Source organism: Niallia sp. FSL R7-0271, assembly GCF_038005785.1.
Classification (GTDB): Bacteria; Bacillota; Bacilli; order Bacillales; family Cytobacillaceae; genus Niallia.
On record NZ_JBBOTZ010000001.1, the window covers coordinates 391,001 to 410,183 of the forward strand.

The window sequence follows — 19,183 nt, forward strand, 5'->3', positions numbered from 1 at the left end:
AAAAGATCCCAGTTGGGATCTTTTTTTGTTAGGCTAGTTCAATACCGCCTGTAATTCCATATACTTGTGCTGTTACGTAGCTTGATTCCTCAGATGCAAGGAACACATATACGGAAGACAATTCAACAGGCTGTCCGCTTCGCTGCAACGGTGTATTTTGACCAAATTGTGGAATTTTGTCACTAGGCTGTCCTCCAGTAACCTGCAATGCTGTCCAAATTGGACCTGGTGCCACCGTATTTACACGAATGCCTTTTGAGGCAACTTGTTTAGCCAACCCGCGTGTAAATCCGGTAATCGCAAATTTAGTAGAAGCGTAATCAAGCAGGTTCGGGCTTGGATTATAGCCTTGAACAGAAGTAGTCGTAATAATGGAAGCCCCTTTTGGCAGAAGTGGCAACGCTGCTTTTACAACCCAGAACAATGAAAATACATTAATTTCAAATGTGCTTCGAAGCTGTTCTGTCGTCAAATCAGCAATATCTTCAACTGCTTGCTGCTTGCCTGCTACTAATGCCAGCACATCAAGACCGCCGAGCTCATCATATGCTTTTTTAACTAATTCACCACAAAAAGCCTCATCACTTAAATCACCAGGGATAAGAACAGCTTTTCGTCCTTCCGCTTCAATCAGTTCCTTTACTTCTTCTGCATCGGGCTGTTCTTCTGGCAGATAATTGATTGCGACATCTGCCCCTTCTCGAGCATAAGCAATAGCAGCTGCACGGCCGATACCAGAATCTCCTCCGGTTACAAGAGCTTTGCGGTTTGTCAATCTGCCATTTCCTTTGTAGCTTTTTTCTCCGCAGTCAGGCACTGGCTCCATTTTTTGCTGCAGTCCTGGCGGGTCCTGATATTGCTTAGGGAAGTCTCCTGTAAAGTATTGTTCTAATGGATTGTTTAGATTAGACAATGCAATCTCTCCTTTTTGTTTTATTTCCGTTTACTCTTTTTTCATGCTTCTCTATTTGGATTCCCAATCATACACAACAATAAACAATACTTTGGTGAAAAATTACAAAGAGAAATAAAAGTAAGAGGTATGGATAATGAGTCTTTTGCATATTATTTACGAATACAATAAGAAGCCTGCAGGCTAGCAAGGCTGCAGGCATTAGTGGTTTATTTTTTCATATCCTCAGGTGAAAAGATGGTTGCAGGATTAAATTCGCTCATGATGTTTTGAATGTCCGCAGGAGAAGCTTTTTCACTATCCTTAGGTTTTTCCTTATTTTCCTTGTGGGCAGTGTGCTCATTGTCTTTTTTAGGTGTATGTCCCTTACTGTTGTCAAATAGAGCAACAATCGGACAATAACGCACAATTCCTTCTGCGATTTTCATTCCAGCAAGCATAGCTATCCATAAATAGGATTGCTGATTAGGTCTTTTTGCGAGCTTAGCTGTGCTCCAGGCTAAAAAGGTAAAGCCAAGTGTGATGCGAATCATTGCATTTATCAAGCTGATATTTTGCTTAGGGTTCATAATAAAAACAGCCTCCTTAGAAAATTTAACGTAATAGTAATATTAGAAAAATCTTTCTGTGATAAAATGATTTTAATGATAAACATTTCCATTTTTTTAAAATAAAAACAAAAGCTGCAAATACAAAGGGGAGAAAACAATGTTAGAGCAACGTTACCGTTGGAAAAACAAATTGTTAAGAAAACATGTTTCCGTCCTAAATGGCGAAATTGCGCCATCCATCATATTGCAAAACGCAAAATATCTTAATCAGATTTTGCGAAAATGGATTTGTGCAAACATTTGGATATACCAAGATAGAATCATTTATGTCGGGCAAGAGATGCCTGGAAATGTCCGCGGCAGTGAAATTATTGATTGTGATGGTCAATATTTAGTGCCGGGCTATATAGAACCGCATTCCCATCCTTTTCAAATATATAATCCCCTTACACTTGCTCAATATACATCTCAATTTGGAACAACAACGCTCATAAATGATAACCTTCTATTGGCTTTGCAGTTAGAAAAAAAGAAAGCGTTTTCTTTTATGAGTCAGATGCGGAACCTTCCAACGTCAATGTTTTGGTGGTGCCGGTATGATTCTCAGACAGAGCTTGCAGAAGAGGAAAAAGTATTCTCCCACAGCAATGTTAAAAGCTGGCTTGAGCATGATGCTGTCATTCAAGGTGGGGAGCTTAGCGGTTGGCCGCAACTGTTGGATGGTGATGATATGATGCTCCATTGGATTCAAGAGACGAAACGGATGCGAAAGCAAGTAGAGGGACATTTTCCCGGAGCATCGGAAAAAACATTAGCAAAGCTGATGCTGCTTGGAGTTGACAGTGATCATGAGGCAATGACAGGCAAGGAAGTGCTTGACCGGCTGATGCAAGGTTATATGGTCAGTCTCAGATACTCATCTATACGCCCTGATTTGCCAAAGCTTGTCAAAGAAATGAAGGAGCTTGGAATCAGCCAGTTTGATAAATGCATGCTGACAACAGATGGGTCTCCGTCCTATTTTTATGAAAGCGGGCATATTGACCAGCTTATCCGCATAGCAATGGAACAAGGAATTCCTTCTGTGGATGCCTATAATATGGCAACCATAAATATTGCAAGATACTACAATATTGAGCACCTGCACGGAAATATTGCGACTGGCAGAGTCGCTAATATTAATTTCCTAAAGGACATCGCTGATCCAACACCTCACTCTGTTTTGGCAAAAGGAGTCTGGGTAAAGCGGGCAGGTGAGATAGTGACAGAAGCGTACCCTTCCATTGATTGGGTGGAATTTGGTTTTGAGCCATTAAAGCTGGACTGGGAATTGACTTATGACGATATGCAATTCTCCATGCCATTCGGAATAAAGCTTGAAAACTCTGTTATCACAAAACCATACTCCATTTCCATTGATGTATCTGGTGAGGCGCTTTCCCAAAATCATGATGAGTGTTTCTTTATGCTGTTAGGAAGAAACGGAAATTGGAGAATAAACACACTTCTTAAAGGATTCTCGAAGGAAATAGGCGGTTTGGCAAGCTCTTATACAGGCGATGGAGATATTATCCTCTTAGGAAAAAATCAGAAAGACATGATAAAGGCTTTCAATAGGATGAAAGAGATAGGCGGAGGAATTGTCATATACAAGGACGGCCAATTGGCTTTAGAGCTGCCGCTGCCTTTAAAAGGTGTAATGGCTGATATGTCTGTTAATGAATTGATTAAGACAGAAAAAAAGTTATTACAATATATTAAGGATGCTGGCTTTCCTTTTGACGATCCAATATATACGCTTGTTTTCTTTTCCGCTACCCATCTACCGTATATAAGAATTACCCAGAGAGGTTTATATGATGTCATGAATAAAAATGTACTCTTTCCGTCAATAATGCGTTAAAATATAAAAGAGATCCTTTTATAAATGAGAATATTCTGATATATGTATAAAAAGGCAACAATATAGCAATAAAATATTGATTGTAGCCCGTGTAACAGCAAATCAATCTGGTACGTATTCTTAGTAAGTGCAGCCTTTTTAGCCTATTTTTACAGAGAACCACTGTTTGCCTTCAGCGTTTTTCCGCCCATTCTTCCTAGCAGGTTTAAAAAAAACGCGCTATTAGGAGGATTTATGAAAAAGAGCATAGTATTGTTTTTGGCGGCAGTTTTTCTTTTATTGACAGCATGCAGCAAAGAACCGGAAAGTGTAGGCACACATGATGAAAATCATCAGGGCGGTGATGCTGGCAAGGACGAAGGCAGTGTGGAGGATTTAGGGTATACATTTCCTCTGACAGGCCTGTCTGCAGATGTGAAAAGCAGTGAGCGAGCAGTCAGCGTTATGGTGAATAATCATCCGAAAGCAAGGCCGCAGACTGGTTTAACTGATGCTGATATTGTATATGAGGTTCTGGCTGAAGGAGAGATAACAAGGTTTCTTGCCATCTATCAGAGCAAGGCTCCAAAGCTGATTGGGCCTGTCAGAAGCGCAAGGGACTACTATATTGAACTTGCTAAAGGTTATGATGGCCTTTATATTGCGCATGGCTATAGTCCGGAAGCAAAGAGGCTGTTGACAGAGGGCTTTATTGATAATCTTAACGGTATGCAGTATGACGGAACATTGTTTCAGCGTTCCGCTCAAAGGCAAGCGCCTCATAATTCGTATATCAGCTATAGCAATATATTAAAAGGGGCGCAACAAAATAATTATGATATGGATGTATCACCTAGACCGCTCACCTTTTTAAATGAACAAGAGGTAAACCAAATACAAGGGGAAGCAGCGAATAAAATATCCATATATTATGGTTCGAACCCACAGTACAATTCTTTATTCTATTATGATAAAGACACTGAAAAGTATATCAGGTATTCAAACGGCGAAAAAACCGTGGATTACGAATCCGGCATGCCTGTTGCCGTAAGCAATGTGTTCATTTTGGAAGCAGAACATCACACAGCCGACAGCAAAGGCAGACGAGATATAGATTTGCAATCTGGTGGAGATGGCTACTTGCTTCAAAAAGGCAAGTGGAATAAGGTTGAATGGAAAAACATAGATGGCCGGCTTCTTCCGTTTGACGGTGACCGGCAAATAGGACTTGTTCCCGGAAAGACATGGATAAATATCATACCTTCTGATCCTGGATTAGACGCAGCCGTTTCATTAGAGACACAATAAACTAATATATGTAACCGATGGAGGTCATGAAATGCAAATTGATAAACTAAGAGGGAAAGAGCTGGATCAGCTATTTAAATCCATCCTTTCATTAGAGAATTTAGAAGAATGCTATCAATTTTTCGATGATTTATGCACAGTTAATGAAATTCAATCACTTTCACAGCGTCTTGAGGTTGCAAGAATGTTGCGAGAAGGAAATACCTATCATAGCATTGAAAAAGAAACTGGTGCTAGCACAGCTACAATCTCCCGTGTGAAAAGATGCTTGAACTACGGCAATGACGCCTATGTTATGGCATTGGACAGAATTCAAGAAGACAAGACTTCGGAAGAAGAAAGTGAATAAGATATTTTCCTGAGCAGGCAATGATTGCCTGCTTTTTTGTTTAGTTAAAAAAGCTGAGCTTGCTGAAACATTGTCTCTTACAAAATCGTCCTATTATAAAGCAGAACTACGTGAAACTTATTGTTATTCATAACGAAATATCCTGCAAATATTTACATGCATAATTCCCGCCTTTCATTTCTTTTTTGTAACATAGACAAATGCTATAATGATGTAATGGAAGTTAGAATGGAGGATTTTTGCATGTACAATATCCGTGAGTGGCGTCACGTTTTTAAATTAGATCCGAATAAAGAAATTTCAGATGAACATTTAGAGAAAATAGCTGAATCAGGAACAGATGCGATTATCATTGGCGGGACAGATGGGGTTACGCTTGAAAATGTGCTGAGCATCATGTCCCGAGTCAGAAGATATACAGTTCCTTGCATACTAGAAATATCAACAATCGATGCTATTACTCCCGGTTTTGATCTTTACTTCATACCAACTGTCTTAAACAGCAAGGATACAAAATGGGTGACAGGTCTGCATCATGAAGCAGTAAAGGAATATGGTGAGATTATGAATTGGGAAGAGATACTTGTCCAAGGCTATTGCATCTTAAACAGTGATTGCAAAGCAGCTAAAGCAACAGATGCGAATACCGACCTCGATGCCCTTGATGTTGCTGCATATGCAATGATGGCAGAGAAAATGTTGCACCTGCCTATTTTTTATCTTGAGTACAGCGGTTCTTACGGAGACGTGGAGGTTGTCAAGGCAGCGAAAAGAAATCTGACCGATACTGTCCTTTTTTACGGCGGAGGAATAAGATCACTGGATGACGCGCAGAAAATGGCGCTCGAGGCAGATGTAGTGGTTGTTGGAAATATTATTTATGATGATATAGCGGCTGCTTTAAGCACCGTGAAAATAAAGAATCTGCATTGATTACAAAAACGGAAAAAGGTATTATAGAATATATGTTCTTATGGCGGTGAGATAATGCAATTTTTAACAGATAAAATATTAAATGGTTTAAATCCTGAACAGCAAAAGGCTGTTAAGGCAACAGAAGGCCCGCTTCTTATAATGGCAGGAGCAGGAAGTGGAAAGACAAGAGTGCTTACACAAAGAATCGCTTATTTGATGGTTGAAAAAGGGGTTAATCCATACAACATCTTAGCGATAACATTTACGAATAAAGCAGCAAAGGAAATGAGACATAGGATTGCAGGAGTGCTTGGCGGCGCGAGCGAGGATATCTGGATTTCCACATTCCACTCCATGTGTGTCCGCATCCTGAGGAAGGATATCGACAGAATCGGCTATAACAGAAACTTTACGATTTTGGATACGACAGACCAACAGTCTGTAGTAAAGCAAATTTTAAAGGAAAGAAACATCGATCCGAAGAAACATGATCCTCGGGCGATATTGGCAAGCATCAGCTCTGCTAAAAACGAACTGATTACACCAGAGGAATATGCAAAAACAGCAGGGGATTATTTCGCTCAGATTGCCAGTGATGTATATACCGAATACCAAAGACGTTTAAGAAAGAACCACGCTTTGGATTTCGATGACTTGATTATGCAGACAATCCACTTGTTCCAGCGTGTACCGGAAGTTCTTGAATTTTATCAACGCAAGTTCCAGTATATTCATGTAGACGAGTATCAAGATACGAATAGATCTCAGTATATGCTTGTAAAACTGCTTGCAAGCAGATTCCGCAATCTTTGTGTTGTAGGTGATTCTGACCAGTCTATTTATCGTTGGCGCGGGGCGGATATTGCCAACATCCTTTCATTCGAGAAGGATTACCCGAACGCAACGGTGGTCATGCTTGAGCAAAACTACCGTTCTACGAAGAAGATTCTTCAAGCTGCCAACAAAGTTATTGAAAACAACACAGGCAGAAAAGATAAAAATCTGTGGACGGAAAATGAAGATGGAAATAAAATTCATTACTATCGTGCAGACAGTGAGCAAGGGGAAGCACAATTTGTAATTGGTAAGATCCAAGAAATCAGAAGAGAAACCTCAAAAAAACTGGCTGATATTGCGATTCTTTACCGTACAAATGCTCAATCTCGTGTAATGGAAGAAATGCTTCTAAAATCAAATATTGAATATTCCATTGTCGGGGGAATAAAGTTCTACGATAGAAAAGAAATTAAAGATACACTTGCTTATTTAAGACTGATTGCAAATCCCGATGATGATATTAGCTTGCAAAGGGTCATAAATGTGCCGAAACGAGGGATTGGTTCAAGCTCTATCGATAAAATCGCTAATTTTGCAGCAATGCATGATATGTCTATGTATGATGCGATTGAATCAGTTGAGCTAATTGGATTAAGCCCAAAAATCACAAAATCAGTAGCAGAATTCCACAACTTCATCCGTAAGTACAGTGAAATGCAGGAGTACTTGTCTGTAACGGAGCTGGTGGAGGAAGTGATTGAAAAGTCTGGTTATCTAGAGGCGCTGAAAGCAGAGAAATCGATTGAATCCCAAAGCAGAATTGAGAATATCGAGGAGTTCATGTCTGTTACGAAAAACTTTGAGGACACGAATGAAGACAAGTCTTTAATTGCCTTCCTGACAGATTTAGCTCTTGTTGCAGACATCGATAAGCTTGATGATGACGGCAATCAGGCAGATGCTGTTGTACTAATGACGCTCCACTCGGCAAAAGGACTGGAGTTTCCAGTAGTATTCTTGATTGGTCTGGAAGAAGGGGTTTTCCCGCATTCCCGTTCCCTTATGGAGGAAGTGGAAATGGAGGAGGAAAGAAGACTTGCCTATGTTGGGATTACAAGGGCAGAACAGCAGCTGTTCATAACAAACGCTCAAATGAGAACATTGTTTGGTCGTACGAATATGAATCCTCCTTCCCGTTTCATTAAGGAAATACCAGAAGATTTATTAGAAGGAGTTCCAGAAAGAAAGAGCGAATCGAGATTCAGTGCCAGACCTGCAGCACCTGCAGCAAGAAAAGCAGTTATACGCCCTGCGGCAAGGACAACAGGTGGAGAGGATATTGGCTGGAATGTCGGAGATAAGGCGGTTCACGGTAAATGGGGAACCGGTACGGTAGTAAGCGTTAAGGGAGACGGAGACTCCAAGGAGCTTGATATTGCATTCCCAAGTCCGGTAGGCATAAAGAGACTATTGGCGAAATTTGCGCCGATCCAAAAAGGCTGATGAACGAGAAAGGAATGGAAGTATGGATCTACAAGCAGCAGAAAAAAGGGTAAAGGAATTGCATAACCTTTTAAATAAATATAACTATGAATATCATGTACTTGATAATCCCTCTGTTCCCGATGCAGAATATGATGCTCTTTTAAAAGAGCTTGTTGATTTGGAACAAACATTTCCTGAATTAAAGACAAGCGACTCTCCTTCCCAAAGGGTTGGAGGGGAAATTTTGGATATGTTCTCAAAGGTCCAGCATGAGACACCGATGCTTAGTCTTGGGAATGCCTTTAATGAAGCTGATTTACGTGATTTTGACAGAAAGGTGCGCCAAGCAATTGGAGACAACTTTTCTTATGTTTGTGAGCTGAAGATAGATGGACTGGCTGTGTCGCTTCGCTATGTAGAGGGATTGTTTGAACTGGGAGCGACACGCGGTGATGGCACTACTGGGGAGGATATTACAGCGAACTTAAAGACAATTCGCTCCATCCCTCTTCGGTTAAATCAGCCTGTAAGCATTGAAGTGCGAGGCGAAGCCTTCATGCCGAAGAAATCCTTTGAAGCACTGAATAAAGCAAAAGATGAGAACGGAGAAGAGCCGTTTGCCAACCCAAGGAATGCGGCAGCTGGCTCTCTCAGACAGCTTGATCCAAGGATTGCGGCTTCCCGAAATCTTGACATCTTCCTTTATGCGATTGGAGATCCTGGAGAAACAGGTGTGCGATCTCACAGCCAAGGACTTGATTTGTTAGATGAGCTAGGCTTTAAAACGAATAAAGAAAGACAGCGTTGTGCAACAATTGAGGATGTACTTCAGTATGTGGAAGGCTGGCAGGATAAGCGCCCTCATCTTCCATATGAAATCGATGGAATTGTTATTAAGGTTGACAGCTTGGAGCAGCAAGACGAGCTAGGTACTACTGCGAAAAGTCCAAGATGGGCAATCGCCTATAAGTTCCCTGCTGAAGAGGTTGTCACAAAGCTCCTTGATATCGAGCTAAGCATCGGACGAACAGGTGTGTTGACGCCGACAGCGTTGCTTGCCCCTGTTAAGGTGGCAGGGACTACTGTCAAACGGGCATCTTTGCATAATGAAGATTTAATTCGCGAAAAAGATATTAAAATCGGCGACAGTGTTGTTGTAAAAAAAGCGGGCGACATTATTCCTGAGGTCGTGAATGTTCTTGTGGAAAGACGAACAGGCGAAGAGCAGGACTTTATCATGCCGACTGAATGTCCTGAATGCGGCAGTGAACTGGTAAGAATTGAAGGAGAAGTGGCTCTGCGCTGCATTAATCCTAAATGTCCTGCCCAAATAAGAGAAGGGCTAATCCACTTTGTGTCCCGCAATGCCATGAATATTGACGGACTTGGCGAAAGGGTTGTTAGTCAGCTGTTTTCTGAAAAGCTGATTGAAGATGTTGCTGACCTCTATAAGCTTACATATGAGCAGCTTATTAATCTGGAAAGAATGGGCGAAAAGTCTGTGACGAACTTGTTGAATGCTATTGCTGCATCTAAAAGTAATTCCTTAGAGAGGCTGTTGTTTGGGTTAGGAATTCGTCATGTTGGAGCGAAGGCTGCTAAGACGATTGCGATGGAATTCAGCAATATGGACGCATTGGCTAATGCGAGTGTTGAAGACTTAAAAGCAATTAATGAGATAGGCGATAAAATGGCTGATTCAATTGTTGCATTCTTCGAGCAGGAAGAGGCTGCAGAGCTGATTGAGGAGCTTAAAGCTTCTGGAGTAAACATGGAATATACAGGTGCAAGACCTGTTGCACTTGAGGATTCAGACAGCGTGTTTGCCGGAAAAACAATTGTTTTAACTGGTAAACTAGAGCAGCTTTCCCGTAATGAAGCGAAAGAAAAAATCGAGCTTTTAGGCGGGAAGATTACGGGAAGTGTCAGCAAAAAAACAGATCTCGTAATCGCCGGTGAGGATGCAGGCAGCAAATTGACGAAAGCAGAACAGCTGGGAATTGAAGTTTGGGATGAGGATAAGCTGTTGGAAGAACTAAAGGTTAAAGGTGTGTAATGTTGATGAAAAGAAGCTTTTTATTTATAGCCAGTCTCGTTTTTCTACTTACTGCCTGTGCCCCCAACTTCCAGAAAGAAGAGGAAGTAAAGAGTGAAACAGGCGATAATGAAACGGAGACAGCCATCCTGCCGAAATTCAAAATATCGGATGAGTATTACAGCATGAGTCTTCCTTTCAAAACATCGGAGGCGAGAGGGCTTGTCGTCAATAATTTGAATTCAAGGTACGACATCAGTGAGTTTGAGAGCGGTTTGATGCGAGTTGCCCAAAACACATTCAGTACAGAAAACTATTATTTTCAAGAGGGGCAGTATTTGAATAGTTCAACAGTTGCTTCATGGCTGAACAGAAAGTACACAGCGAAGGAACTGAAAGATAAGAAAATGTCTGAAAGTGACAATGTCGGGTTGAATCCTTCTGATGAAGATAAGAGCCAAGCAGAAAGTGGAGAGATGGATCCGATATATCTTGCACATATTCTCGAGCATGATTATTTAGTGAAAAATGAAGAAACAAATAAATTGGAGCTGGGCGGTGTGACAATCGGCCTTGCACTAAATTCGGTTTATTATTATCAGGAAAAAAATAACGGATCTACAAAAAAGAAAGATATTAGTCAGCAAACACTTCAAAGAGAAGGGAAGAAAATTGCTGCAGAGGTTATCAAAAGGCTCAGAAAAATCGAAGGCTTAGAAAATGTACCAATCAACATCGCCTTGTTTGAACAAAAAGAGACGTCCTCTGTTGTACCAGGCAATTTTATTGCTTATGCGAATGCAGGAAGTGGAGAATCTTCTTTAGGTGAGTGGAAAAGTATAAATGAGAAGTATGTGATTTATCCGAATAATGATAGCCAGTATAAAACAGAAAATGCTGCCTTCTCAAAATTTCAAAATGATATTGAAGAATATTTCCCGAATTTCAATGGTGTAATCGGCAAAGGATTTTATATAAACAATAAGCTGCGGAGCCTCAGCATTGAGATGAAGATACAATTTTATGGAGCGACAGAAGTCATCGGTTTCTCCCAATATGTAGCTGGGAAAGTGATGGATCGTTTCAAAGACACAAACCAGGCAGTACAGGTTAGCATAACTTCTGCAAATGGAGAAGAAGCACTGATAGTCAGAGATGCAGGTCAGGATGAACCGTTCGTTCATATTTATCAGTAAGGTATAAAGATTATCCCAATACGGGGTAGTCTTTTTTATTTTCCTTTTTTTGCAACAATTTCAATGACTGTAGGTGGAATTTTTTTAGTATAGTGGTAAAGAGTATCTATATAAGGAGTTGGAAAGAATGACAAATCCAAATTTAGATGATTACCTGCAGCAAGGTATGTACGGCACTAAAGAAACAAAGCCTGAAGAAAGAAGGCAGTTTCTCGGAACAATCAGGGAAAGGATTGTTCTTGCTTTGAGGCAGAGCCAAGTAAGAGAACCAGATGTCTATAAAGAGGCAGAGGAAGCTATTAAAGGCAATAAGGGGGCAAAACTTTATTTAAACGGCCACTTGGATTATTCCTATTTGTCTAAGTACTTAAAAATCGCCAATCAGCAAAACATGGAATATACAATTGTAACAAATAACGATTATAACAGTGATATCGGTTTGCTGATAGCATATGACCATGCAGTAGACAAAGAAGATATTTATGTAACAGAAAATTCAGCAGAAAAGAAGGCAGACGAACCGAAAGAGAAAAAAGGATTTTTTGCTAAGCTCTTCAAAAGATAATAAGGTTTATGGCGAGAGGGAAAAGAATACTGATTCTTTTCCCTTGTTTCTTTAGATGAGGTTTAAAAGGGACAGGCACGTGATATACAAAAAACAACAGGATATTTCGTTAATTTATGGGAAATGTAAAAAAAGTAAGTTATATAACTTGTAATGTAAAATTAAATTGTGTACAATACAATTGTGTAAAACATTATTTAATTGGAGGGTTTAACTATGTCAGAAACATTGTTCACTACATCTGTAAAAGCGGTTGGCGGAAGAGAAGGAAGAGTAGAATCAGAGGATTATGTCATTCAATTAGAAACAGCAATGCCTGGAACACCAAGAGCAAAACAGCTTGAGGATGCAACTAACCCAGAGCAGCTGTTTGCAGCAGGCTATGCAGCTTGTTTCGATGGAGCTCTTCAGATGATCGCAGGAAAAGAACGTGTGAAGTTTGAATCAGAAGTGACAGCAAGTGTCAGCCTGATAAAAGATCCAACAGATCAAGGTTTTAAACTTGGTGTTAAATTGTCTGTCAAAGGTACTGGCGTAGATAAAGCTACTTTAGAAGATCTTGTTCATAAAGCACATAATTTCTGCCCATACTCTAAAGCAACTAGAGGCAATATTGACGTTACACTTGAAGTTATTGCTGCATAATAAATCAAAAAACCATCGCCTACATGTGATGGTTTTTTTATACCTAAAAAGAAGCGCCTTTTTAAAGACGCTTCTTTTTTATTTGGCAAGCTGCTGTAAAAGATGAGCCAGGGAATTTTTTAACTGACTAAATTCCTGTGGTTCTTTATTAGAAAGCTTGAATATTTCTGCTGGAATGCAGGCTGCTTTTTCTTTAAGGCTTTTGCCTTGTTCTGTTAACGATACCATAACAGAGCGCTCGTCTTCTTGGGAACGTTCCCTCTTGATAAGACCGTTCTGTTCCATCCGTTTTAACATTGGAGTTAATGTGCCTGAATCAAGGTACAGCTCTTCTCCCATGCTTTTCACACTTAGCACCTCATGCTCCCATAATAACAGTAGAACTAAATATTGAGGATAAGTCACATCAAGATCCTCAAGCAAAGTTTTGTATTTTTTAGTCATTTCTCTTGAACTGGCGTAAAGCAAAAAACAGAGCTGATTTTCCAGTTTAAGCATATCTATTTCATTTGCCATTGTAGTTCACCAACTTTAAAGTATCTTAATAATATTACTATTGTAATCCAATTATAGCTTTTTTCCTAATGAAGTAAATTGGGGCAGCATTATAAAGGCAAGATTTTTGGAAGGATAACAAATACTTCATTGTTCTTGTTGCCTTAATAGAGGCTTGTTTGATATCATCAGATTATTGCATGGAACGTACTTGGAGGTGACAATTATGTCAAGGATTACAAAAGAAGAAGTAAAGCATGTTGCAAACCTTGCGAGGCTTGCGATTACAGAAGATGAAGCTGAAAAATTTCAGAAACAGCTTGATGCAATCATTTCATTTGCTGAGCAGTTGAATGAGCTGGATACAGAAGGTGTTGTACCAACATCCCATGTGCTCGATACGAAAAACGTATTGCGTGAAGATGTTGCAGGAAAAGGCCTGCCAATCGAGGATGTCCTGCGAAATGCTCCAGAGCATCAGGACGGCCAGATCAAGGTGCCATCAATTATTGAGTAAGGAGGGAAGAGGATGAGCTTATTTGATCAAAAAGCGGCAGATTTACAAGAAATGCTGCTTAAAAAAGAACTTTCTGTTACAGATTTGGTGCAGGAAGCATACACGAGAATTAAGGACGTAGATGAAAAAGTACAAGCCTTTATGACATTAGATGAGGAAAATGCCTTTAATCAGGCGAAGCAGCTTGATGCAAGATTGGCTACAGGTGAAACGACAGGTCCACTGTTCGGTTTGCCAATCGGGATAAAGGATAATATTGTCACTAAGGATTTAAGAACAACATGTTCTAGCCGCATATTGGAGAACTTCCAGCCAATCTACAATGCGACAGTTATGGAGAAATTACATAATGCAGGCACGATTACAATCGGGAAGCTGAATATGGATGAGTTCGCGATGGGGTCATCAACAGAAAACTCCTATTATATGAACACAAAGAACCCTTGGAGTTTAGATAGAGTGCCAGGTGGTTCATCAGGCGGATCAGCAGCTGCAGTTGCTGCAGGAGAAGTTCTGTTTTCACTTGGATCTGACACAGGCGGCTCTATCAGACAGCCGGCTGCGTATTGCGGAGTTGTCGGCTTAAAGCCTACATACGGACGTATTTCACGTTTTGGTCTTGTGGCATTTGCGTCTTCTTTAGACCAAATCGGACCGATTACAAGAACAGTTGAAGACAATGCCTTCTTGCTGAAAGCTATTTCAGGAGTAGATCCGATGGACAGCACATCAGCAAATGTGGCAGTTCCGGACTTTACGAAGAGCTTAACAGGTGATATTAAGAACTTGAAAATCGCAGTGCCAAAAGAATACTTAGGCGAAGGTGTAAGCGAGGAAGTGCGTCAATCTGTGCTTGATGCTCTTAAGGTGTTAGAAAAGCTTGGAGCAACATGGGAAGAAGTATCATTGCCACACAGCAAATATGCGTTGGCAACTTATTATCTGCTGTCTTCTTCAGAGGCTTCTGCTAACTTGTCCCGCTTTGACGGAATCCGCTACGGCTACCGTGCAGAAGATGCAGGAAGCTTAATTGAACTCTATAAAAAGACTAGGGCAGAAGGCTTCGGAGATGAAGTGAAACGCAGAATCATGCTTGGAACTTTTGCATTGAGCTCTGGTTATTATGATGCTTACTATAAAAAAGCACAAAAAGTCCGCACACTTATTAAGAAGGACTTTGAGGATGTATTTGAGAAATACGATGTAATCGTAGGACCTACAACCCCAACACCAGCATTCAAAATCGGTGAAAATGTGAATGATCCATTGACGATGTATGCAAATGACATTCTGACAATTCCAGTAAACCTTGCTGGAGTGCCTGGAATCTCTGTTCCTTGCGGATTCACAAACGGATTGCCGCTTGGCTTGCAAATTATCGGTAAGCACTTTGATGAAGAAACTGTTTATAAAGTGGCATATGCATTTGAACAAGCAACGGACTATCATAAGCAAAAACCAACGCTGTAAGGGGTGAAATAAATGGAATTTGAAACAGTCATAGGACTTGAAGTCCATGTGGAATTAAAAACAGAATCGAAGATATTTTCTGCAAGCCCGAACCATTTTGGGGCTGCACCAAATACAAATACGACAGTTGTCGATTTAGGTTATCCAGGCGTATTGCCGGTCTTGAACAAAAAAGCTGTCGATTACGGTATGAAAGCGTCAATGGCATTGAACTGCCAAATTGCAACAGAAACAAAGTTTGACCGTAAAAACTATTTCTATCCAGATAATCCGAAAGCATATCAAATTTCTCAGTTTGATAAACCAATCGGTGAGCATGGCTATATCGATATAGAAGTGGACGGTTATAAGAAAAGAATCGGAATCACACGTGTTCATATGGAAGAGGATGCTGGAAAGCTGAACCATGGTGACGGTTATTCTCTAGTCGACTTTAACCGCCAAGGAACACCTTTGATTGAGATTGTTTCAGAGCCTGATATCAGAACACCAAACGAAGCATATGCATACCTGGAAAAACTGAAATCAATCATCCAGTATACTGGAGTATCTGACTGTAAGATGGAAGAAGGCTCTTTACGCTGTGATGCGAATATTTCCATTCGCCCTGTTGGACAAGAAGAATTCGGAACAAAAACAGAATTGAAGAACTTAAATTCATTTAACTTTGTTAGAAAAGGTCTTGAATACGAGGAAAAGCGTCAGCGTGAAGTTGTTCTTGGCGGCGGTGTGATAGAGCAGGAAACACGTCGTTATGATGAAGCAGCAAATACAACAATATTGATGCGTGTTAAGGAAGGTTCAGATGATTATCGATATTTCCCAGAGCCAGACTTAATGGACCTATATATCGATGAAGATTGGAAAGCTAGAATTCGTGCGGAAATTCCAGAGCTTCCTGATGCTCGTCAGAAGAGATATGTAGAAGAATTAGGCTTGCCTGAATACGATGCTAATGTATTGACTGTTACGAAAGAAATGGCAGATTTCTTTGAAGCGACAGTAAATGCTAAAGCAGATCCTAAGCTTGCCTCTAACTGGATTATGGGTGATGTATCAGCATACTTGAATGCAGAAGGAAAAGAGCTGGCAGATGTTGCACTGACTCCAGAGAGTCTTGCAAGCATGATTAAACTCATTGAAGATGGGACAATCTCCAGCAAAATTGCTAAGCAAGTGTTCAAAGAGCTGATTGAAAACGGCGGCGACGCAGAACAAATCGTTAAAGATAAAGGATTAGTGCAAATTTCGGATGAAGGAGCTCTCCTTCAGGTAATTTCCGAAGCATTGGACAATAATCCGCAATCAATTGATGACTTCAAGAACGGCAAACAAAAGGCTGTCGGCTTCCTTGTTGGTCAAATCATGAAAGCAACAAAAGGACAGGCTAACCCGCAAATGGTCAACAAGCTGCTTGTTCAAGAAATAAACAAAAGATAATGTAGAAAAACCAAGAGCTAACTGCTCTTGGTTTTTTCATTTATTTCGACATTTTCTCTGCATATTTCCCAGGAAAAGTGTTCTCTTGGCAATTTTCGAACTTTTTTTGCAAAGCTTGTCCTAATGAAGATACTTAGCTAATCTTTTTCGGTCCGATGCGGTCTTTTTTTATTGTTTTATCATTTATTTTCGGTTCAGTGTGATTAAAGAAATTAATAATATTGGATCTGTGCAAGTATATAAGCAGTAAAAGATAGATGATAAATATAAGTTCATGTTCTAAAGTAGCATCGAATAGGGCATACAGCAATATCGTAATTCCGACAGATATGCTGCCGAGGAATACATATTTAGTTATCCAGATAACAGCGATAAATGTTAAGTAGACAACCAAGAACATAACAGGATTTGCGACAATCAGCATACCTGCTGTAGTGGCGATGGCCTTTCCGCCACGGAAGCCTGCGAACACAGGGAAACAATGGCCGATTACAGCCGCCAAACCTGTATAAATCGGATCGATATCCTGGTGCAATAAAATTGGAAGAGCTGCAGCTAGTGCACCCTTGCCGATATCGAAGATGAGTACGGCGAGACCAGCTTTTTTCCCAAGAACGCGAATAGAGTTCGTTGCTCCTGGATTAAAGCTGCCGTGCTTTCTTATATCGATACCAAAAAACATCTTACCTATTATAATGGCAGCTGGAATAGATCCTATTAAATATGCGATTAATATCGTATACAAAAGCATTCTCCTTTGACGGTATGATAAATATTCCCATTTCCTATGTTAGTATATGCAAGCAGAAAAGTATACTTGTTCCTGAATAACATGATTTTAAAAAAACGGCAAAAAAGCCGCCAATTTTAATTGATAGGCGGCTCTTGTGACAAATATAGTCTATTCAAATCCTGCCATGACAAGTTCTTGGACACTGACAACAACCTCTTCTGTATCCATATATTTCACAGAAACATTCATCCCTTTTTCTAGGAAGATGCTGTAAGGGAAATCATTAGATGACACTTGGAATATTCGTTTATCTTTATCTACCATAAAGCGGACGACAGTGCTGCCTTCCATTTCTGATTTATAGACATTGCTGATTGTCCCTTGTAATTCCTTCATATCAGCCAAATCGGTAGGAACTGTGTTATCGTCCTTTAGCAATGTAGCAATTGCATATTTATAATCATTAAATAGCTTTGATTTTTCATTGCTGTAGCTGTAAACCTTCTCATCCTTGGCGTTGACAAGAACAATTTGTCTCAGCACGTTGTTGCTGTCCATCAAAGGAACTACCCATGTAAACTGGCCATAGATCGTATAAAGTATAGGCGTGCCAGCTTCATATTTTTCCGCTCTGAATGTCTTTTCCGCCACATTGATGGCAGACTTTCCATTTAACGATCCATTTGCATTCTCATAGAATGTGAGCTTGCCATCTCTGGCATTTATGAGAGAGTAGCCGACCATGCTGCCGCTGTCTGATTTAGGACGAGTGAAATCTGTAAACCAGTTTAACGCAAGATCCTTATTGAACACTCCATTCACTTCATCTATGTCTTCCCATTCTGTTGGCACCTTTATATCTTCTTTAGAGAAAATAGTATTCCAGAAGCCATGCACATATTTTCCATACCATTCATTCCAATCTTCCGCTACACTTGTTGGGATGACATGATCGATAAATGCAGGAATCTCGTTCATCTTATAATCTTTTATTTCCCCGCTTTCTGGGTCAATAATATAAATGCCCTTTACATCGACAATTTCCCTAAATTTATTGTAGTCCCCATATGGAACAACATAATAGGGCTTATCATTATCATCGGGTTCAAAGCTTGCTTCGAGCAGGACAGAGTCCTTGTGTTTTTTTCTTACAAGACGCTTTAAGTCTTCGTTGAAATAGGCAGATGGAACATAAGTCATTTCTGATTTTACTAAAACGGCATCTTTATTTTCATCCTCTGCACTCATTTTAACGAATCCAGGAACAGGCACATCTTTCATCCATTTAAAGAAGCCTGTGTATTCAATGGGCGTTACCCAATAAAGATGATCGTCGATTTTTTGCAAAGTAGATTCCCCGAGGTCATAGTAGGAGGCATGTGACAGCTCCCCAAGCTTTTTTTCACTTCGATACCTTGCGTATTTTTCCGGAACCACAGCAATATGCTGTTCATCTGTAGATTCTTCTTGCTCTTTGGCAACAGTGGCCTTTGCTGCTACAAAATCATACTTATCATTAGCTATTGTCAAAGGATAAACAAATTGGAAGTAAGCACTTGCGACCAGCATGGCAATCCCGAGAAAGCTTGTGTAATAAAATCCTTTTGCTTTCCGATAAATGATGTCAGCCAAAAAGAACAGCGCTAAATAAAATAAGCTAAACTTAATTGCAGCCTGCACAGAATAATCGATAAGCTGGAAATAAGTTAAAATAAAGATGATAATCGCTCCAAGTATGACGCGCAGAAGCTGTGTGTATAAAAAAACTTTACTGCGATAATAAGCTTTCCAAACAATTGGATTAAGCGTTAACGCGAGCAATGATAATAAATATATCATTAACATAAACCTCCTTATGATAATTGCTTCCATTGTAATACGGAATGTTCCCCATAATAGTTTCATAA

The 19,183-nt window shown here is 40.1% G+C and carries 17 protein-coding genes; 12 read left to right on the plus strand and 5 right to left on the minus strand.

All coding sequences use genetic code 11. The features are described 5' to 3' along the window. Positions 1–28 precede the first annotated feature (28 nt). Both MKX82_RS02075 and MKX82_RS02080 read right to left on the minus strand, forming a co-directional pair. Complete coding sequence (locus MKX82_RS02075) at positions 29–919, minus strand: SDR family oxidoreductase (RefSeq protein WP_233316401.1); 891 nt, start codon at positions 917–919, stop codon at positions 29–31. A 203-nt stretch (positions 920–1,122) separates the two neighbouring features. Further along, complete coding sequence (locus tag MKX82_RS02080; protein ID WP_233316192.1) at positions 1,123–1,482, minus strand: YgaP-like transmembrane domain; 360 nt, start codon at positions 1,480–1,482, stop codon at positions 1,123–1,125. 139 nt (positions 1,483–1,621) lie between these two features. Here MKX82_RS02080 and MKX82_RS02085 point away from each other — a divergent pair, with 139 nt between their 5' ends. The 9 genes from MKX82_RS02085 (at position 1,622) to MKX82_RS02125 (ending at position 12,621) form a co-directional block, all read left to right on the plus strand. After that, positions 1,622–3,367 carry an adenine deaminase C-terminal domain-containing protein gene (locus MKX82_RS02085; protein WP_233316194.1) on the plus strand — a complete coding sequence of 582 codons (1,746 nt, stop codon included), beginning with the start codon at positions 1,622–1,624 and terminating at the stop codon, positions 3,365–3,367. 234 nt (positions 3,368–3,601) lie between these two features. Continuing rightward, positions 3,602–4,654, plus strand: a complete 1,053-nt coding sequence (locus tag MKX82_RS02090; protein ID WP_237940619.1) for a DUF3048 domain-containing protein — start codon at positions 3,602–3,604, stop codon at positions 4,652–4,654. A 31-nt stretch (positions 4,655–4,685) separates the two neighbouring features. Beyond that, positions 4,686–5,003, plus strand: coding sequence for a YerC/YecD family TrpR-related protein (locus tag MKX82_RS02095; protein WP_237940620.1), 318 nt, complete (start codon positions 4,686–4,688; stop codon positions 5,001–5,003). Positions 5,004–5,246: 243 nt separating this feature from the next. Continuing rightward, complete coding sequence (locus MKX82_RS02100; RefSeq protein ID WP_341074756.1) at positions 5,247–5,936, plus strand: heptaprenylglyceryl phosphate synthase; 690 nt, start codon at positions 5,247–5,249, stop codon at positions 5,934–5,936. Positions 5,937–5,990: 54 nt separating this feature from the next. Beyond that, the gene (gene pcrA / locus MKX82_RS02105) at positions 5,991–8,198 is read left to right on the plus strand and encodes a DNA helicase PcrA (protein ID WP_233316198.1); all 2,208 of its coding nucleotides are present in this window, start codon (positions 5,991–5,993) and stop codon (positions 8,196–8,198) included. A gap of 22 nt (positions 8,199–8,220) precedes the next feature. Next, positions 8,221–10,236 (plus strand): NAD-dependent DNA ligase LigA, encoded by a 2,016-nt coding sequence (ligA, locus tag MKX82_RS02110; RefSeq protein ID WP_341074758.1) that lies wholly within the window; start codon positions 8,221–8,223, stop codon positions 10,234–10,236. A 5-nt stretch (positions 10,237–10,241) separates the two neighbouring features. Then, complete coding sequence (locus MKX82_RS02115) at positions 10,242–11,411, plus strand: CamS family sex pheromone protein (RefSeq protein WP_237940621.1); 1,170 nt, start codon at positions 10,242–10,244, stop codon at positions 11,409–11,411. A gap of 127 nt (positions 11,412–11,538) precedes the next feature. Then, positions 11,539–11,976, plus strand: a complete 438-nt coding sequence (locus tag MKX82_RS02120; protein WP_233316204.1) for a YueI family protein — start codon at positions 11,539–11,541, stop codon at positions 11,974–11,976. Positions 11,977–12,192: 216 nt separating this feature from the next. Beyond that, positions 12,193–12,621 carry an organic hydroperoxide resistance protein gene (locus MKX82_RS02125; protein WP_233316206.1) on the plus strand — a complete coding sequence of 143 codons (429 nt, stop codon included), beginning with the start codon at positions 12,193–12,195 and terminating at the stop codon, positions 12,619–12,621. A gap of 78 nt (positions 12,622–12,699) precedes the next feature. Here the strand turns inward: MKX82_RS02125 and MKX82_RS02130 are convergent, their stop codons facing one another. Beyond that, positions 12,700–13,137 (minus strand): MarR family winged helix-turn-helix transcriptional regulator, encoded by a 438-nt coding sequence (locus tag MKX82_RS02130; protein WP_233316208.1) that lies wholly within the window; start codon positions 13,135–13,137, stop codon positions 12,700–12,702. Between the two features lie 205 nt (positions 13,138–13,342). On the opposite strand from MKX82_RS02130, the gene gatC reads away from it, so the two are divergent. Genes gatC through gatB form a run of 3 tightly spaced genes read left to right on the plus strand, consistent with a single transcriptional unit; the run spans position 13,343 to position 16,543 of the window. Further along, the gene (gene gatC, locus MKX82_RS02135; RefSeq protein WP_233316210.1) at positions 13,343–13,633 is read left to right on the plus strand and encodes an Asp-tRNA(Asn)/Glu-tRNA(Gln) amidotransferase subunit GatC; all 291 of its coding nucleotides are present in this window, start codon (positions 13,343–13,345) and stop codon (positions 13,631–13,633) included. Between the two features lie 12 nt (positions 13,634–13,645). Continuing rightward, positions 13,646–15,103, plus strand: coding sequence for an Asp-tRNA(Asn)/Glu-tRNA(Gln) amidotransferase subunit GatA (gene gatA / locus MKX82_RS02140; protein ID WP_237940622.1), 1,458 nt, complete (start codon positions 13,646–13,648; stop codon positions 15,101–15,103). A 12-nt stretch (positions 15,104–15,115) separates the two neighbouring features. After that, positions 15,116–16,543, plus strand: a complete 1,428-nt coding sequence (gatB, locus tag MKX82_RS02145; protein ID WP_233316213.1) for an Asp-tRNA(Asn)/Glu-tRNA(Gln) amidotransferase subunit GatB — start codon at positions 15,116–15,118, stop codon at positions 16,541–16,543. A 133-nt stretch (positions 16,544–16,676) separates the two neighbouring features. Here gatB and plsY read toward each other — a convergent pair whose 3' ends face one another. Further along, positions 16,677–17,294, minus strand: coding sequence for a glycerol-3-phosphate 1-O-acyltransferase PlsY (gene plsY / locus MKX82_RS02150; protein ID WP_233316215.1), 618 nt, complete (start codon positions 17,292–17,294; stop codon positions 16,677–16,679). A gap of 150 nt (positions 17,295–17,444) precedes the next feature. Continuing rightward, on the minus strand, positions 17,445–19,115 hold the full coding sequence (locus MKX82_RS02155; protein ID WP_233316217.1) for a hypothetical protein: 1,671 nt from the start codon (positions 19,113–19,115) through the stop codon (positions 17,445–17,447). Between the last annotated feature and the right edge of the window lie 68 nt (positions 19,116–19,183).

Excerpts from the sequence above, each read along its gene's own strand:
- plsY (WP_233316215.1), bottom strand. The coding sequence starts at position 17,294 with ATGCTTTTGTATACGATATTAATCGCATATTTAATAGGATCTATTCCA.
- gatB (WP_233316213.1), top strand. The coding sequence starts at position 15,116 with ATGGAATTTGAAACAGTCATAGGACTTGAAGTCCATGTGGAATTAAAA.
- pcrA (WP_233316198.1), top strand. The coding sequence starts at position 5,991 with ATGCAATTTTTAACAGATAAAATATTAAATGGTTTAAATCCTGAACAG.
- MKX82_RS02125 (WP_233316206.1), top strand. The coding sequence starts at position 12,193 with ATGTCAGAAACATTGTTCACTACATCTGTAAAAGCGGTTGGCGGAAGA.
- MKX82_RS02100 (WP_341074756.1), top strand. The coding sequence starts at position 5,247 with ATGTACAATATCCGTGAGTGGCGTCACGTTTTTAAATTAGATCCGAAT.
- ligA (WP_341074758.1), top strand. The coding sequence starts at position 8,221 with ATGGATCTACAAGCAGCAGAAAAAAGGGTAAAGGAATTGCATAACCTT.
- MKX82_RS02130 (WP_233316208.1), bottom strand. The coding sequence starts at position 13,137 with ATGGCAAATGAAATAGATATGCTTAAACTGGAAAATCAGCTCTGTTTT.
- MKX82_RS02115 (WP_237940621.1), top strand. The coding sequence starts at position 10,242 with ATGAAAAGAAGCTTTTTATTTATAGCCAGTCTCGTTTTTCTACTTACT.
- MKX82_RS02085 (WP_233316194.1), top strand. The coding sequence starts at position 1,622 with ATGTTAGAGCAACGTTACCGTTGGAAAAACAAATTGTTAAGAAAACAT.
- MKX82_RS02155 (WP_233316217.1), bottom strand. The coding sequence starts at position 19,115 with ATGATATATTTATTATCATTGCTCGCGTTAACGCTTAATCCAATTGTT.
- MKX82_RS02120 (WP_233316204.1), top strand. The coding sequence starts at position 11,539 with ATGACAAATCCAAATTTAGATGATTACCTGCAGCAAGGTATGTACGGC.
- MKX82_RS02090 (WP_237940619.1), top strand. The coding sequence starts at position 3,602 with ATGAAAAAGAGCATAGTATTGTTTTTGGCGGCAGTTTTTCTTTTATTG.
- MKX82_RS02095 (WP_237940620.1), top strand. The coding sequence starts at position 4,686 with ATGCAAATTGATAAACTAAGAGGGAAAGAGCTGGATCAGCTATTTAAA.
- MKX82_RS02080 (WP_233316192.1), bottom strand. The coding sequence starts at position 1,482 with ATGAACCCTAAGCAAAATATCAGCTTGATAAATGCAATGATTCGCATC.
- gatC (WP_233316210.1), top strand. The coding sequence starts at position 13,343 with ATGTCAAGGATTACAAAAGAAGAAGTAAAGCATGTTGCAAACCTTGCG.
- gatA (WP_237940622.1), top strand. The coding sequence starts at position 13,646 with ATGAGCTTATTTGATCAAAAAGCGGCAGATTTACAAGAAATGCTGCTT.